At 61.9% G+C, this 16299-nt stretch carries 13 protein-coding genes; 10 read left to right on the top strand and 3 right to left on the bottom strand.

The window, feature by feature from the left end; translation table 11 throughout:
• Nucleotides 1-6: 6 nt before the first annotated feature.
• Together fdh3B and P6U30_RS22780 are read left to right on the top strand one after the other, a co-directional pair.
• Complete coding sequence (gene fdh3B / locus P6U30_RS22785) at nt 7-603, top strand: formate dehydrogenase FDH3 subunit beta (RefSeq protein ID WP_280972248.1); 597 nt, start codon at nt 7-9, stop codon at nt 601-603.
• A gap of 42 nt (nt 604-645) precedes the next feature.
• Nucleotides 646-1650 carry a formate dehydrogenase subunit gamma gene (locus P6U30_RS22780; protein WP_407165147.1) on the top strand — a complete coding sequence of 335 codons (1005 nt, stop codon included), beginning with the start codon at nt 646-648 and terminating at the stop codon, nt 1648-1650.
• A 37-nt stretch (nt 1651-1687) separates the two neighbouring features.
• On the opposite strand, the gene P6U30_RS22775 is transcribed toward P6U30_RS22780, so the two are convergent.
• Entirely contained in the window at nt 1688-1810 is a 123-nt protein-coding gene (locus P6U30_RS22775) for a hypothetical protein (RefSeq protein WP_407147036.1), read from the bottom strand.
• A gap of 273 nt (nt 1811-2083) precedes the next feature.
• Here P6U30_RS22775 and P6U30_RS22770 point away from each other — a divergent pair, with 273 nt between their 5' ends.
• Both P6U30_RS22770 and P6U30_RS22765 read left to right on the top strand, forming a co-directional pair.
• On the top strand, nt 2084-3313 hold the full coding sequence (locus tag P6U30_RS22770; RefSeq protein WP_407170510.1) for an ABC transporter substrate-binding protein: 1230 nt from the start codon (nt 2084-2086) through the stop codon (nt 3311-3313).
• A gap of 372 nt (nt 3314-3685) precedes the next feature.
• A complete protein-coding gene (locus P6U30_RS22765) occupies nt 3686-5299 on the top strand; it encodes an L-lactate permease (RefSeq protein ID WP_407165146.1) in 1614 nt (537 codons plus the stop codon).
• Between the two features lie 97 nt (nt 5300-5396).
• On the opposite strand, the gene P6U30_RS22760 is transcribed toward P6U30_RS22765, so the two are convergent.
• A complete protein-coding gene (locus tag P6U30_RS22760; RefSeq protein ID WP_407165145.1) occupies nt 5397-6323 on the bottom strand; it encodes a response regulator in 927 nt (308 codons plus the stop codon).
• A complete protein-coding gene (locus P6U30_RS22755) occupies nt 6313-9681 on the bottom strand; it encodes an ATP-binding protein (protein WP_407165144.1) in 3369 nt (1122 codons plus the stop codon). Before P6U30_RS22755 ends, P6U30_RS22760 begins: the two co-directional genes overlap by 11 nt.
• Nucleotides 9682-9854: 173 nt before the next feature.
• Here P6U30_RS22755 and urtA point away from each other — a divergent pair, with 173 nt between their 5' ends.
• From urtA to fmdA, 6 genes are all read left to right on the top strand, one after another.
• Complete coding sequence (gene urtA / locus P6U30_RS22750; protein ID WP_407147031.1) at nt 9855-11117, top strand: urea ABC transporter substrate-binding protein; 1263 nt, start codon at nt 9855-9857, stop codon at nt 11115-11117.
• A 107-nt stretch (nt 11118-11224) separates the two neighbouring features.
• Nucleotides 11225-12151, top strand: coding sequence for an urea ABC transporter permease subunit UrtB (gene urtB, locus P6U30_RS22745; RefSeq protein ID WP_407165143.1), 927 nt, complete (start codon nt 11225-11227; stop codon nt 12149-12151).
• Between the two features lie 12 nt (nt 12152-12163).
• A complete protein-coding gene (gene urtC / locus P6U30_RS22740; RefSeq protein ID WP_407165142.1) occupies nt 12164-13297 on the top strand; it encodes an urea ABC transporter permease subunit UrtC in 1134 nt (377 codons plus the stop codon).
• Between the two features lie 12 nt (nt 13298-13309).
• Nucleotides 13310-14065, top strand: coding sequence for an urea ABC transporter ATP-binding protein UrtD (urtD, locus tag P6U30_RS22735; RefSeq protein ID WP_407165141.1), 756 nt, complete (start codon nt 13310-13312; stop codon nt 14063-14065).
• A 199-nt stretch (nt 14066-14264) separates the two neighbouring features.
• Nucleotides 14265-14954 carry an urea ABC transporter ATP-binding subunit UrtE gene (urtE, locus tag P6U30_RS22730; protein ID WP_407165140.1) on the top strand — a complete coding sequence of 230 codons (690 nt, stop codon included), beginning with the start codon at nt 14265-14267 and terminating at the stop codon, nt 14952-14954.
• Nucleotides 14955-14982: 28 nt separating this feature from the next.
• Nucleotides 14983-16212: a formamidase gene (fmdA, locus tag P6U30_RS22725; RefSeq protein WP_407165139.1), complete on the top strand. Its 1230-nt coding sequence runs from the start codon at nt 14983-14985 to the stop codon at nt 16210-16212.
• The last annotated feature ends 87 nt before the right edge of the window (nt 16213-16299 follow it).

The raw sequence follows: 16299 nt of genomic DNA, 5'->3' as shown, positions 1-16299 counted from the left end.
ACGACCATGGCACGTATGAAATTCCTCTGCGACGCCGACCGTTGCATCGAGTGCAATGCCTGCGTCACCGCCTGCAAGAACGAGCACGAGGTGCCTTGGGGCATCAATCGGCGCCGCGTCGTCACCATCAATGACGGCAAACCGGGCGAGCGTTCGATCTCGATGGCCTGCATGCACTGCACCGACGCGCCGTGCGCGGCGGTCTGCCCAGTGAACTGCATCTACACCACCGCCGACGGCGTTGTGCTTCATTCGAAGGATCTGTGCATCGGCTGCGGATATTGCTTCTACGCCTGTCCGTTCGGAGCGCCGCAATACCCGAAGGTCGGCAATTTCGGCTCGCGCGGCAAGATGGATAAATGCACCTTCTGCGCCGGCGGTCCGGAAGCGGACGGCAGCAAGGAGGAGTACGAGAAATATGGCGCGAACCGTCTGGCCGAGGGCAAGCTGCCGCTTTGCGCCGAGATGTGCTCAACCAAGTCGCTGCTTGCGGGCGACGGCGAGATCATTGCCCAGATCTACAAGGAGCGGGTGATGAAGCGCGGCTACGGCTCCGGTGCCTGGGGCTGGAAGACCGCGTATCGCGAGACGATCGAGTCCTGACGGCGCGACCGTTTGCTGTCGCGTCAAAATCTGGAGGAAGGTATGGCGTGTGTTGCACGATTTATTCGGCTCGCCATCGGCGCGGCGGCGCTGGTGCTGTTCGTCGCTGCAGCTTCACCGTCGATGGCCCAACAGGTCAACCCGACCGCCAGTTCGGTCAAGGAGCAACAACTGCTGCAAGAACTGAACCGGGTCCAGGGACGCGTCAGCATCCCCGATGAGAAATCCGGACTGCTTGAACAGCCGGCGGGCCGCGAATGGCGGGAGTTCCGGAACGTTGCGCTGCCCTGGATTGGCGGCATCTCAATTCTTGGCATGCTGGCTGTGCTGATCATCTTCTATCTCGCCCGCGGCATGGTGCGACTGGAGCACGGTCGTTCCGGCCGAACCATCGTGCGGTTTACCTCGTTCGAGCGCTTCGTGCATTGGATGACTGCGACTTGCTTCATCGTACTGGCGATTTCCGGATTGAACATCAGCTTTGGCCGTCCATTGCTGTTGCCGTTGATCGGCCACGAGGCGTTCTCCACGTGGTCGCAGTGGGCGAAATACGCGCACAACTACCTGAGCTTCCCCTTTACGATCGGCGTCGTGTTGATTTTCCTGATGTGGATCTCAGGGAATATCCCGAACAAGGCGGACATCGATTGGCTGAAGCGCGGCGGCGGCATCGTTGGTCACGATCAGCCGCCGGCCTATCGTTTCAATGCCGGACAGAAAGCGATCTATTGGGTGGTGATAATCGGCGGAGCGCTGGTGGCGGCTACCGGGTACAACCTGATGTTTCCCTTCTATCTATCAGAAATCGAGGGGATGCAGCTCGCGCAGGTGGTCCACTCCATCGTTGCGATGCTTTTCATCGCCGTGATGCTCGCGCATATTTATATCGGCACGATCGGCATGGAAGGCGCGTTCGAGGCGATGGGCAGCGGCACCGTCGATGTCAACTGGGCCAGGGAGCATCACAGCCTCTGGCTCGAACAGGAAAATGCGCGTACCGGCGCAGGCGGTGCACGGCCTCAGCCCTCCGCAACCGCGGCGGAGTAGACGAGACACGCGCTCCTGGCCGGCCAGCGCGCACTCGCTAAAGCCGCACGCCCGTTGTCGCAAAGGCCTGTTCGACCGGCTCCTGCACACGGCTAAGAACCGCGGCCGCGACCGCCGCCACGGCGATGGCGGCCGCGCAGGCAAGCAAGAAGGCTTTCATTGCAGTTCTCCCAACGGGATCGAGATGCAGTGGGAGTGTACACAAAACGGCTCGCTGCGAACAGCGTTGTCCGCTTGCGTCGCCGCACGCTGCTCAGGTGCGGCGCGGGGATCAGCATAAGCTGGCCTCGGATGGCGCCAAGGTCTTCGGCAGACTGATCCGACTTTATGCCAAAGGATCAAAACCGGCCCGAACAGCGTTCATCTCAACAAAATCGGTGTGGGGGCGCTCTCACGAGGGAGACGGAAGATGAGAGCTGCAATCACGTTGGTGATGCCGTTGACCATTGCGCTCTTCACCACTCCGGCGCTGGCGCAGCAGCCGAGCAGCAATACCTCACTCACGGTCAAGATCGGCGTCCTCAGCGACATGTCCGGGCTCTACGCTGATATCGGCGGACCAGGCTCGGTTGCTGCCGCGCAAATGGCGGTCGAAGACTTCAATCCTGGAAGTCATCACATGAAGGTCGAGATCGTTTCCGCCGATCATCAGAACAAGCCGGACATCGGATCAGCGATTGCTCGCAGGTGGTTCGACACGGAGCAGGTGAATGCTATTGCCGATGTACCCAACTCAGCGGTTGCGCTGGCGGTCAGCAACGTGACGCGCGAGAAGAACGGCGTCTTTCTCGTCTCGGGAGCAGCCGATTCCGATCTGACTGACAAGCAATGCTCGCCCAATACGGTGCACTGGACCTATGATACGTGGACACTTGCACATGGAACCGGCGGTGCGATCGTGCGGCAGGGCGGCAAGAGCTGGTTTTTCGTGACGGCTGACTACGCCTTCGGCCATGCCCTTGAGCGCGATACGGCGGCCGTCGTGGAAGCGGCCGGTGGCAAGGTGCTCGGCGCTGTGCGTCACCCGCTGAACACGGCCGATTTCTCCTCGTATCTGCTGCAGGCACAGGGCTCGAAGGCGCAAGTCATCGGGCTTGCCAATGCCGGGGGCGACACCATCAATTCGGTCAAGCAGGCCGCCGAGTTCGGGATCGTGCAACGCGGGCAGCGGCTCGCCGGACTTCTCGTTTTCCTGACCGACGTTCATGCCCTCGGCTTGCCGACTGCACAGGGCCTGACGTTGACGACGGCATTCTACTGGAACCTCAACGATCACACTCGTGCGTTCGCCAAACGCTTCGCTGCCCGGAACGGCGGCAAGTATCCGACCATGGTTCAGGCCGGGGTGTATTCTTCGCTGCTTCATTATCTCGAAGCCGTCGCCAAGACCGGATCTGCGACTGATGGCGCGAAGGTCGTCGAAGCCATGAAGGCTGCCCGCTACGACGATCCGCTCTTTGGAAGCACCATGGTTCGCGAGGACGGACGGGCCGTTCATGCCATGTATCTAGTCGAGGTCAAGAAGCCAGCGGAGTCGAAGAGTCCTTATGATTACTTCAAGGTCCTCTCCACGATCCCTGCTGACCAGGCATTCCGCCCGCTTGCCGAAGAGAAAGGCACGTGCAGTTTGGTGAAGGCCGCCGCACAATCGGAGGCAAGGTAGGCGCAAGAGCCCGCCAGCCAGCGGTGTGAATGCACGAACGACATCGGCAGTTGGAAGCGACGTCCTTGCTTGCGGCGCGTGCAGCCGACGGGGATGTCTCGCACGCACCGCCAAGGCGGAGAGGGAGATCGCTCGGGCAGGCAGGATGCTGGAACCAACAGCGAAGGCGCGCGTTGTGCCGTCGGCGTAACGTCGACCTCACAGCCGATACATGTGGTGACGTGTGTGAGCGATACGTTGAGCCGTCGACGCGAGAACTGTTGTGCGGCTGCCGGGGAGGCAGCTCTGTTCAGGCGGCAGGTGGAGTGAGCCACGTACGCCGTCGGGCCACATGGCGCGGCGCCCGTTGGGATCGATTGAGGAATCCCTTCGATGTTTTCGCAAATACTCAACCCCACGGGAAACCTCTTCGTCACCTGGATCGTGGCTCTGATCCCAGTCATTCTCCTGTTGGTTCTGCTCGCCGCGTTTCGCATGTCGGCATGGCTCGCCGTATTGATCGGATCGGTCGTAACGTTCTTTCTTGGCCTTTGGGTCTGGAAGATGCCGCTCGGGAATGGCGCACTGGCCTATATCTATGGTTCGGCGACGGGCATCTGGAACGTCGACTGGATTACTTTCTGGGGCGTGATGCTGTTCAACACGCTCGTGGTGACCGGCACCTTCGAGAAATTCCGCCGATGGCTGATTTCCCAAGGTACCGAGGATGTCCGCGTCCAGACCATGCTGTTCGCATGGGCGCTGGGCGCGCTGCTCGAGGGACTCGTCGGCTTCGGCTACCCTTGGGCGTTTGTCGCGCCCATACTGATCACACTCGGAATACCCGACCTCGACGCGGTGCGCGTGGCTGCGATCGCGAATAATGCGCCGGTTTCCTACGGAGCGCTCGGCGCCCCGATCATCGCGCTTGCCGCTGTCACCGGTTATCCGTTGATGGCGCTTTCGGCCTCAGTTGGCCATATCGTGGCCATTCTGGCCTTGTTGCCACCATGGCTTCTCATCTATCTCGTCGCCGGCAGGGATGGCTTCCGGGACGGCTGGCCGCTCGCGATCGTCGGCTCTTTGGGCTATATCGCAGGCCAATTTCCCGTCGCGGTCTATCTCGGACCTTACTTGCCGGATGTGACCGGAGCGATCGTCTGTTTCGTGGCGTTACTCGTTCTGCTCAAGTTTTGGCGTCCCCGACGTGTGCTTGGCTATGGCGGCACGGTCTTGGCGATCAGCGAGCTTCCGAAAAGCGAGCGCGACGCCGAGCTTGGCGCGGGCGAAATATTGCAAGCCTGGTTACCGATCATCGTGCTCGTGGTCGTCGTCGTGGCATGGACCGGTCCCTGGTCAAGGTTGCCGACGATCAACTGGCTCCACGCAGCCGTGACCGCGCAGTCCTCGGTAACCCAGGGAGCGACCGTCTCGGTTGCATTCGATTTCAAACCCGGCGTCGGCGGGACCGCGATCCTCGTCTCCTGGATCGTCGTTGCGCTGCTCTTGCGTATCAACGGTCGGCAGCTCGCGCAGATCTGGACAACGAGCTGGCAGCAAATGTGGGGTGCCTGCCTGGTCGGCGTGTTCATTTTCGGACTTGCGTACGTCTACAACTATTCCGGGATGGCAGGCTCGCTTGCGAAGGCGTTCTCCGAGATCGGCGTGGCGTTCATAGTAGTGGCGCCAATTCTGGGCTGGATCGGTGTAGCGCTGTCCGGCAGCAATACCTCGACCAACGCAATGTTCGGCAAGTTCCAGGCATTGGTCGGTCAACTGCTGGGCTTCCCGCCGCTGATCTTGCCAACGCTCAACTCGGTCGGAGCTGAGATCGGCAAACCGGTTGCACCGCAGACTGCGAGCGTCGGTGTTTCGACGACAAGGTTTGTCCGCGACGAAGGTGCAGTGATCCGGCATAACATGGGCTGGACTTTCGTGCTGCTGGTCTATCTCGTGCTCGTTGGAGTCGCCTGTTATCTGTTCTTCCCAGGCATCGCGACCATTTGAGGAGCAAGCGGATAGTTCGGGTCGCGCCCCACTTTGGACGAGGCCAGCGTGGAATTCGCAGGTTTGTCGAGATGCAATCTAGCGACCACTTGAGCGGTCAGGTTTTTCGATGTCTTGCGTTGACGGCGATCGTCGCCGCGGCGGTTCGATTATCGACCCCCAGCTTCGCATAGATTTGCTCCAGATGCTTGTCGACGGTGCGCGGGCTCACGCCCAGGATTTGCGCGATGTCGCGGTTGGTCTTGCCCTTGGACAGCCAGGACAGCACCTCGCCCTCTCGGGTGGTCAGGCCGAGATCGCTGGAGAACTCGGTCGGCACGTCGCCGCTGGTGTCCTTGGCGAGCCGAAGCAGGAACTCGTTCGGGCCGAGCTTGCCCATATACTGCAGGCGGAGTTGTTCGTCACCGGGCAACGACGCCACGGTCGCGGTCTTCGAATCCGACTTGCCCTTTTGCATCTGGTCGAGCCATTGCAGCATCGGGGCGGGCAGCGCGAAGTTGTCGGCAGCGTCGACGAGCGTATCTGATAGCAGTTTCTGCGCCTGCGGCGTCGCCCACAGCAGCTCGCCCGCAGCGTTGACCGCAAGCAAATAACGGCCGGAGACATCCAGCGCCGCACGGGCGCTCCGTGTCATCCGCGCGTTGGCGAGATGGACGCGGATGCGCGCCAGCAATTCCTCGACCACGATCGGTTTTGTGACATAGTCGACGCCGCCAGCCTCCAGCCCGCGGACGATGTGCTCGGTTTCGGCCAGTCCCGTCATGAAGATGATCGGCACACCGTCGAGCCCGGCGTCGCGCTTCAGCCGCCTGCAGGTCTCGAATCCGTCGATGCCGGGCATCACGGCATCCAGCAGCACAATGTCGGGCGTGATCTGCTCGACGATCCGGATCGCGGAGGCGCCGTCGAGCGCGACCATCACCGTCATGCCGGCGCCGTCGAGCGCATCAGTCAGCAAGCGCAACGTTTCGGGTGAATCGTCAACAACGAGGGCGATGTCACGCTTCTTCTGGTCAATGGTCATAACTGTGCAATATCTTTAAGGTCGCCATGTATTGGTCGAGGTCGAAGCGGTCGATCAGCGTGCGCATCCCCGCGACGAAGTCGGCATGTTCGGGATGTTCATTGCCGATCTCGTCCAGCTTGAGCTGGATCGCCCTGATGTAACCCAATTGGCCGAGGCTTATCAGCTCCTCGACATATTTCACCGGCGGACAGATGGCGCTGTCGGGCTTCCATTGTGGGGGAGGGGCCTGGTCGGGCTCATACTGCCATTCGATCTTGAGCAACTGGCGGACGGTCTCGAGCAGCCGCGGGATGTCGATCGGCTTCATCAAATAGCCGTCGTGGAATGGCTGGGCCAGTGGTGCGCCATGGGCCTCCAGCGCGCTTGCCGAGATCATCAGGATGCGGGCCTGGTGATGCCCGTCGGAGCGCAAGGTTTCGGCAACCGTCCAGCCGTCCATGCCGGCCATCGAGATGTCGAGCAGGAACAGGTCCGGCCGGCAATGCCGCGCGAGCGCAAGGCAGCCTGGTCCGTCGGGCGCGCTGAGCAGGATGAAGCCGAGCGGCGCCAGCACCTCGCGCAGCAGGTCGCGATGCGTCGGGTCGTCGTCGGTGATCAGGATGGTCTTGCGCGGGCCATGGTAACCGTAAACGGTTGCATCGACCGGCGCCTCGCGCCGCGGATTGGTCACCTCCGAGAGCAGCAGTTTCACCCGGAACGTGCTGCCGGCGCCCACCGCGCTCACCACCTTGATGTCGCCACCCATCACGCCCGCGAGCAGACGGCTGATGGTCAGGCCCAGACCGGTGCCGGTTTGCGGCTGCGAGACGCCGAGCGCGCCGCGCTCGAAGGGTGCAAAAATCCGCTCCAGGTCATCGGGCTGAATGCCCGGCCCTGTATCGATCACCTCGAACTCGGCGACCGGGCTGCGGTAATGCACGACAAATTGCACCTGTCCGGTTTGGGTGAACTTGATCGCGTTCGAAAGCAGGTTGATCAGGATCTGCCGCAGCCGCTTCTCGTCGGCATAGACCACGGCGGGGAGCACGGCAGGCCGTTTGAACACGAAGTCGATGCCCTTGGCGGCGGCCTGCAGGCGGAACATGCCGACCAGTTGCTCGAGGAAGTCGCTCAAGCGCACCTCGTCGCGCGAAAGATAGAGACGCCCGGCTTCGATCTTGGAGATATCCAGGATGCCGTCGATCAGTCCCGACAGGTGATCGGCGCTGCGGCGGACCACACGCACCTGCTCGCGCGGCCTTGTCTGCAAGCTCTCGTCCTGCTCCAGCAGTTGGGCGTAGCCGGAGATCGCGTTCAGCGGCGAGCGCAGCTCGTGGCTGAGACCGACGACATAGCGGCTCTTGGCGAGATTGGCTGATTCCGCGACCTCCTTGGCGCGCTGTAACTCGGCGTCGGTGCGCTTGTGGGCGTCGATCTCCTGGATCAGCAGCGTGGTCTGCCGGCGTGTTTCCGCCTCCGCCGCGCGCCGGCTCTGTTGTGCCAGCACGAACAGCCACGCGACCACGCCGATGATCAGGATCAGCGCGAAGAACACCTTCCACAGCACGTCGGCCAGCAACTCGTCGGTATGCATCGCCGCCGACGTCTGCAGATAGATCAGGCCGAGCACCAGCGCCACCAGTCCGGAGGAGACCGCAAACACGCCGAGATAATGGCCAAGCTGCGAGTTGATGCGGGCGTAGAGCGGCTGCGGCATCACCTTGCCCAGGGCGTCCGAGACCTGCGCGCCGATCCGCCCATGCGGCTTGCAGAGATCGTGGCAGCGCGCATCGAGCGAGCAGCACAAGGAGCAGATCGAGCCGGCATAGGCCGGGCAGGCGGCCATATCCTCGGGCTCGAACGCGTGCTCGCAGATGCAGCACTGGATCGACTCCAGGTTTTGCCAGCTCCGTTTCGGCTTGCGTGCGATGTAATACTTGCCGCCGGTCGCCCAGGCGATCAGCGGCGCCGTGATGAATGCGACCGCCAGCGCGACGAAGGCCGACAACGCTTTTGTGGTCGGTCCGAACAGGCCATAGAACGCGCTGATCGAGACGACGGTCGCGATCGTCATTGCGCCGACGCCGACCGGATTGATATCGCAGAGATGCGCGCGCTTGAACTCGATGTGCTGTGGGCGCAGGCCGAGCGGCTTGTTGATGACGAGATCGGCGACCAGCGCGCCGACCCAGGCGATCGCTACGTTGGAATAGAGCGCGAGCGTCTGCTCCAGCGTCTTGTAGACGCCGATTTCCATCAACAGCAGCGCGACGACGACGTTGAACACCAGCCACACCACACGGCCGGGATGGGAGTGGGTGAGGCGTGAGAAGAAGTTCGACCAGGCGATCGACCCGGCATAGGCATTGGTGACGTTGATCTTGACCTGCGACAGGATCACGAACGCTCCGGTCAGCGCCATCGCCAGATCCGGCTGCGACAATACGTAGCGGAAGGCTTCGAGATACATGCTCGCGGGCTCGGCGGCGTGCTCGGCGGAGACGCCGTGGCTGAGCGCAAAGAAGGCGAGGAAGGAGCCGGCGAGCAGCTTCAGCGCGCCGAGCACGATCCAGCCGGGACCGGCACTGAGCAGCGCGATCCACCATGCTTTTCGCGAGGTGCGGCGGTCGCGCGGCAGGAATCGCAGGAAGTCGACCTGCTCGCCGATCTGCGCCACCAGCGCGAATACGACGGAGGCGGCCGTGCCAAACAGCAGGAGGTCGAGATGGCCCGTCGGATCGCCGTGTTCACCGGCGAACTTGCGCCACTCAGCGAAGGAATGCGGATTGGCCCAGGCAATGGCCGCGAACGGCATGATGTGAAGAATGATCCAGAGCGGTTGGGTCCAGAGCTGGAAGCGGCTGATGAGCGTGATGCCGTAGATCACCAACGGAATGATCACGACCGCGCTGATCAGATATCCGATCGGGCGCGGAATGCCGAAGCACATGTCGAGCGCGCTGGCGAGGATGACGGCTTCGATCGCGAAGAAGATGAAGGTGAAGGAGGCGTAGATCAGCGAGGTGATGGTCGAGCCGATATAGCCGAAACCCGCGCCCCGGGTGAGCAGGTCGATATCGATGCCGCATTTTGCGGCATGGTAGGCGATCGGCAGCCCGCACAGGAAGATGATGACGCTGACGACCAGGATCGCTGCGGAGGCGTTCATCGCGCCATAGTTCAGCGTGATGGTGCCGCCGATCGCTTCCAGCGCGAGGAAGGAAATGGCGCCGAGCGCCGTGTTGGCGACCCGGGCGGCCGACCATCTTCGTGCGCCCTTGGCCGTAAAGCGCAGCGCGTAGTCCTCCAGCGTCTGGTTCGCGACCCATTGGTTGTACTGGCGTCTGACGCGGTCAATCCGCTGCCGCCCTGCCACGCGCTCTTGCTCCTGGTCCGTGATGCCTCGCTCCCGTTGCGGAGCAAATCCCGTACCAAAACCTACGTCGCTATTTTGCGGTGCCGTATACGCGATCTTGCGTATCAGTGCGGTGCACAAAAGTGAGCAATCCTCGCCTCGTCAATAAGCGTTCTCGAACCAATGGGGTGCTCATGTCAGACGAAACCAAAGCAGGGCTGCAGTCGCAGCTCCGCCGCAAGCTGTTGATGGGAATGGCCGCATTGCCGGCCGTTTCGATGCTGTCCCGCCCCTCACTGGCGGACATTCCTGCAACCTCCGCGGTCAACACGACCGGTCTTGCAGTCACCGATAGCGAGGTCACGGTTGGCATCCTGCACTCCGTCACCGGCACCATGGCGATTTCCGAGACCGGGTCGGTCGAGGCCGAGAAGCTCGCGATCGAGCAGATCAACGCCGCCGGCGGGGTGCTCGGCCGCAAGATCAAGTTCATCCAGGAGGACGGCGCGAGTGACTGGCCGACCTTTGCGGAAAAAGCGAAGAAGCTGCTGGTCAACGACAAGTGTGCCGCGGTGATGGGCTGCTGGACCTCGGCCTCGCGAAAGGCCGTGCTGCCGGTGTTCGAGCAGTACAATGGCATGCTGTACTACCCGACCTTCTATGAAGGCCTCGAGCAGTCCAAGAACGTCATTTACACCGGCCAGGAGGCGACGCAGCAGATCATCGCCGGCCTCGATTGGGTCAACAAGACCAAGGGCGCGAAGAGCTTCTACCTGCTCGGCTCGGACTACATCTGGCCGCGTACCTCGAACAAGATCGCGCGCAAGCATATCGAGGGTCATCTGCAGGGCTGCAAGGTCGTCGGCGAGGAGTACTTCCCGCTTGGCTCGACCCAGTTCAACTCCGTCATCAACAAGATCAAGCTGACAAAGCCCGATGTGATCTACGCGATCATCGTCGGCGGCTCGAACGTTGCCTTCTACAAGCAGCTCAAGGCAGCCGGCATCGATCTGTCGAAGCAGACGCTGCTGACGATCTCCGTGACCGAGGACGAGATCGACGGTATCGGTGGCGAAAACATCGCAGGCGCCTATGCCTGCATGAAGTACTTCCAGTCGCTCGACAATCCAAACAACAAGGCCTTCGTGCCTGCCTTCAAGAAGATGTGGGGCGAGAAGACCGTGATCGGTGACGTGACGCAGGCCGCCTATCTCGGCCCATGGCTGTGGAAGCTGACGGTGGAGAAGGCGGGCTCGTTCGACATCGACAAGGTCGCGGCCGCCTCGCCCGGTGTCGAGTTCAAGGGGGCGCCGGAAGGCTATGTCCGCATCCACGAGAATCACCATCTCTGGTCGAAGACCCGCGTCGGACGGGCCAAGGCCGACGGCCAGTATGAGCTGATCTACGAAACCGCCGACCTCGTCGAGCCGAATCCGTTCCCGAAGGGATACCAGTGAGACCGGGCGCCTAAGGTGCAAGCTCACTCTCAGCGCATCGCGGCGTGAATCGTCCGCGGCGCGCACCGGGCGCCACGGCGCATGCTTCTTGAACTGCAGGACCCACCATGTTCGGCGACTACTCGATCAGCGATCTCGGTGCCATCCTTGCGATGCAGGGATTTGCGGGGCTCATCCTGTTCTCCGTTTACGTGCTGATGGCGCTGGGGCTCGCCATCATCTTCGGCCAGATGGGCGTCATCAACATGGCCCATGGCGAGTTCATGATCCTGGGAGCCTACGTCACCTGGATGACGTCGAACGCGGTGCAGAGCTTCGTGCCTTGGCTGTTTCCCGGTTACTTCTTCATCGCGATGATCCTCGCGTTCATCGCCTCCGGTGCGCTCGGCATGCTGGTCGAGTGGACCCTGATACGCCATCTCTACAAGCGGCCGCTCGATACGCTGCTGGCAACCTGGGGACTGAGCCTGATCCTGCAGCAGGCCTATCGCTCGATCTTCGGCGCACGTGAGGTCGGCGTCGAGTTGCCCGAATGGATGATGGGTTCCTGGCAGGCGACCGATGCGATCCAGATCCCGATCAACGGCATGTTCGTGATGGCACTCACCATCTTGATCACCATCGCGGTGGCCTACGTCCTGTTCTGGTCGAGCTGGGGCAAGCAGGTCCGGGCCGTGGTGCAGAACCGCGTGATGGCAGGAGCCGTCGGCATCAACACCGAGAAAGTCGACCGCTACACGTTCGGCCTCGGCTGCGGCATCGCCGGGATTGCGGGCTCTGCTTTCACCATGATCGGCTCGACCGGCCCGACCGCGGGCCAGCTCTACATCGTCGATACCTTCCTGGTCGTCGTGTTCGGCGGCGCCGCGTCACTGTTCGGCACCATTGCTTCCGCCTTCTCGATCTCGCAGACCCAATCGACGCTGGAGTTCTTTATGTCGGGCTCGATGGCCAAGGTCATCACGCTGCTGACGATCGTCGCGATCCTGATGCTACGTCCTCAGGGACTGTTCGCGCTCAAGGTCCGCAAGTAGGAGCAGGCCGCCATGATCATCAACTCGCGCTTTTTCAATCGATCAGAATTGATCGGCTTCCTCGCGCTCGCGGCGCTCCTGCTCGTCATTCTTCCGTTGTCGCTGGATATCTTCCGTCTCAACCTGGTCGCCAAATATCTGACCTATGCCTTCGTCGGCATCGGGCTGGTGCTGTGCTGGGGCTATGGCGGCATTCTGAGCTTGGGGCAGGGCGTGTTCTTCGGCCTCGGCGGCTACTGCATGGCGATGTATCTCAAGCTCGAAGCATCCAGCGTCGAGAACACCAAGATCCAGTCGACCCCGGGGATCCCCGACTTCATGGACTGGAACCAGATCACCTCGTTACCCCTCTTCTGGAAGCCGTTCCATAGCTTCCCGGAGGCTGTGATCGCGATCATCCTGGTGCCTGCGCTCTTCTCGTTCATCATTGGCGCAGCAATGTTCAAGCGCCGGGTCGGCGGCGTTTATTTCGCGATCATCACGCAGGCGATTGCGGCGATCATGACCATCCTGATCGTGGGACAGCAGGGCTATACCGGTGGCATCAACGGGATTACCGACCTGCGCACCCTGCACGGCTGGGATATCCGCACCGATCACGCCAAATATATCCTGTACTTCGTCGAGGTGGCATTGTTGTTCGGTTGCATCGGTGCTGCGCAATTCATCCGCCTGACAAAACTCGGGCGCATCCTGGTGGCGATGAGGGAGCAGGAGGACCGCGTGCGCTTCTCCGGATACAGCGTCGCCAACTTCAAGATCTTCGCCTTCTGCGCCGCGGCGGTGTTCGCTGCGATCGGCGGCGCGATGTTCACGCTCGAGGTTGGCTTCATGTCGCCATCGTTTGTCGGCATCGTGCCGTCGATCGAGATGGTGATCTACACCGCGGTCGGTGGGCGAATGTCGATCTTCGGCGCAGTCTGGGGCGCGCTCCTGGTCAACTTCGCCAAGACGAGCCTGTCGGAATCCTTTCCGCAGCTCTGGCTGTTCGGCCTAGGCGCGCTGTTCATCGCAGTGGTGCTGGCCTTTCCGAACGGTCTGTCGGGCATCTGGCAGGACCATGTCCAGCCGCGCATCGACCGCCTGCTGGCGTCCCGCAAGCCGAAATCGGCCAATTATGTCGCCGACGGCGCACCGGCCGAGTGAGGAGAGATCACCATGCTCATCGGTCATCAACCCAAGGACTTCCTGCTCGCCGTCTCCGGTCTCACGGTCTCCTTTGACGGCTTCAAGGCGGTCAACGATCTCTCCTTCTATGTCGAGGAGAACGAGATCCGCGTCATCATCGGTCCCAACGGCGCCGGCAAGACCACGGTGCTCGACCTGATCTGCGGCAAGACCAGGGCCACGTCGGGTTCAATCCAGTTCCGTGGCGAGGAGCTGACCAGGCTGAAGGAAAACGAGATCGTGCAAGCCGGTGTCGGCCGCAAATTCCAGACGCCGTCGGTGTTCGAGGATCTCACCGTGTTCGAGAACCTCGAAATCTCCTTCCCGCGCGGCCGCACCGTGTTCGGCTCGCTGACCTTCCAGCGCGATGAGACGGTCAAGCGGCGCGTCGAGGAGGTCGCCGAGATGATCTTCCTGAAGGACCGGCTCCACACGTACGCTGATCAGCTCAGCCATGGCCAGAAGCAGTGGCTCGAGATCGGCATGCTGCTGATCCAGGATCCCGACCTCCTGATGCTCGATGAGCCGGTCGCCGGCATGAGCGTCTCGGAGCGCGCCAAGACCGCGGAGCTCCTCAACCGCATCATCAAGGACCGCTCCGTGCTGGTGATCGAGCACGACATGAAGTTCGTCGAGGACATCGCCCACAAGGTGACCGTTCTGCATCAGGGCCAGATCCTGTCCGAGGGGACGATGGAGCACGTCAAGAACGATCCAAAGGTCATCGAAGTCTATCTGGGGCATTGACGCATGGTTGCGATAGGTCGAGCCGCGAACTCGGTTCACCTCTCCCCTTGTGGGAGAGGTCGGATCGCATCGCTAGATGCGATCCGGGTGAGGGGTTTTGCTCTCTCGCGGCACCTGTTGCCCCTCACCAGGCGCTACGCGCCGACCTCTCCCCGATGGGGAGAGGTGAAGAAGACCAATCGGTCGTGGGAGCTAGTCAATGCTGGCAATTAATGATCTTCACGTCGCCTACGGCCAGAGCGAAGTGTTGCACGGGCTCAACGTGTCAGTCGCGCCCAACGAGATCGTTGCGATCATGGGCCGCAACGGCATGGGCAAGACGACGCTGATGAAGTCGCTGATGGGCATCCTGCCGGCTAAGAGCGGCAAGGTGACCATGGACGGCATTGAGCTGGGTGCGCTGAAGAGCTACGAGCGAGTGGCGAGGGGCCTTGCCTACGTGCCGCAGGGTCGCATGATCTTCTCCGCCATGACGGTGAAGGAGAATATCGAGACCGGCCTTGTCGTCTCCGGCGGCTCGGAAGTGCCCGGCGATATCTACGAATTGTTTCCGGTTTTGCTCGAGATGAAGGGCCGCCGCGGCGGTAATCTCTCCGGCGGCCAGCAGCAGCAGCTTGCGATCGCCCGCGCGCTCGCGACCAAGCCGAAGGTGCTGCTGCTCGACGAGCCGACCGAAGGCATTCAGCCGTCGATCATCAAGGACATGGCGCGCACGTTGAAGCGCATCCGTGATGAGCGGGGCCTGTCGATCGTCGTCTCCGAGCAGGTCTTGAGCTTCGCTCTCGACATCGCCGATCGGGTTCTTGTCATCGAGAACGGCGAGATCGTGCGCGACGATCCGCGCCAGAGCGTCGATGCCGCGCAGATCTCCAAATACTTGTCCGTCTGACTGTCAGTAAACCAAGGGGAGCAACTCGATGCCTGATACACTGATCAAGGTCGATCTCAGCAAGTCGGCCTATGAAAACGACAAGATCCACAACCGCTGGCATCCGGAGGTTCCGATCGTCGAATGGGTCAGCCCCGGCGACGACTTCATCATCGAGACCGTCGACTGGACCGGCGGCTTCATCAAGAACAACGATTCCGCCGACGATGTACGCGACATCGATCTGTCGATCGTGCACTTCCTCTCCGGCCCGATCGGCGTCAAGGGCGCCGAGCCCGGCGATCTTCTCGTGGTTGATCTGCTTGACGTCGGGCCGCTCAAGGAGAGCCTGTGGGGCTTCAACGGCTTCTTCTCCAAGCAGAACGGTGGCGGCTTCCTGACCGATCACTTCCCGCTCGCGCAGAAGTCGATCTGGGACATCAAGGGTCTCTACACGTCCTCGCGTCACGTCCCCGGCGTCAATTTCGCCGGTCTGATCCATCCCGGTCTCATCGGCTGTCTGCCCGATGCCAAGATGCTCGCGGCCTGGAATGCGCGCGAAGCGGAGCTGATCGCCACCAACCCGACCCGCGTGCCGGGGCTCGCCAACCCGCCGTTCGCACCGACCGCGCATGCCGGCCAGGCCAAGGGTGACGTCAAGGCCAAGATCGGCCTCGAGGGTGCCCGCACCGTACCGCCGCGCGAGCACGGCGGCAATTGCGACATCAAGGATCTCTCGCGCGGCTCGAAGATCTACTTCCCGGTCTATGTGCCCGGCGGCGGTCTCTCGATGGGCGACCTGCATTTCAGCCAGGGCGACGGCGAGATCACCTTCTGCGGCGCCATCGAGATGGCGGGCTGGCTGCACATCAAGGTCGACGTCATCAAGGATGGCGTGGCGAAATACGGCATCAAGAACCCGGTGTTCAAGCCGTCGCCGATCACGCCGAACTACAAGGACTATTTGATCTTCGAGGGCATCTCGGTCGACGAGGCCGGCAAGCAGCATTATCTCGACGTGCACATCGCCTATCGCCAGGCCTGCCTGAATGCGATCGAGTATCTGAAGAAGTTCGGCTACTCCGGCGCCCAGGCCTATTCGATCCTCGGCACCGCGCCGTGCCAGGGCCATATCTCCGGCGTTGTCGACGTGCCCAACGCCTGCGCCACGCTGTGGTTGCCGACGGAAATCTTCGACTTCGACGTGATGCCGTCGGCGGCAGGACCCATCAAGCACATCAAGGGCGACGTGCAGATGCCGATCTCGCCTGACAAGTGACGCTTGCGGCAAGGGCGCGGGACGGCGCAGTTCGACCGCCCCGCGTCCGCCGCCTGATGGCGCCGCACCCAAATCGCAAGGATCAAA

Origin of the sequence: Bradyrhizobium sp. ORS 111, assembly GCF_045571485.1 — a bacterium.
In the GTDB taxonomy this organism is placed as follows: Bacteria; Pseudomonadota; Alphaproteobacteria; order Rhizobiales; family Xanthobacteraceae; genus Bradyrhizobium.
The sequence above is the reverse complement of the archived record's forward strand: the minus strand, read 5'-3'. Positions and strand labels throughout refer to the sequence as shown.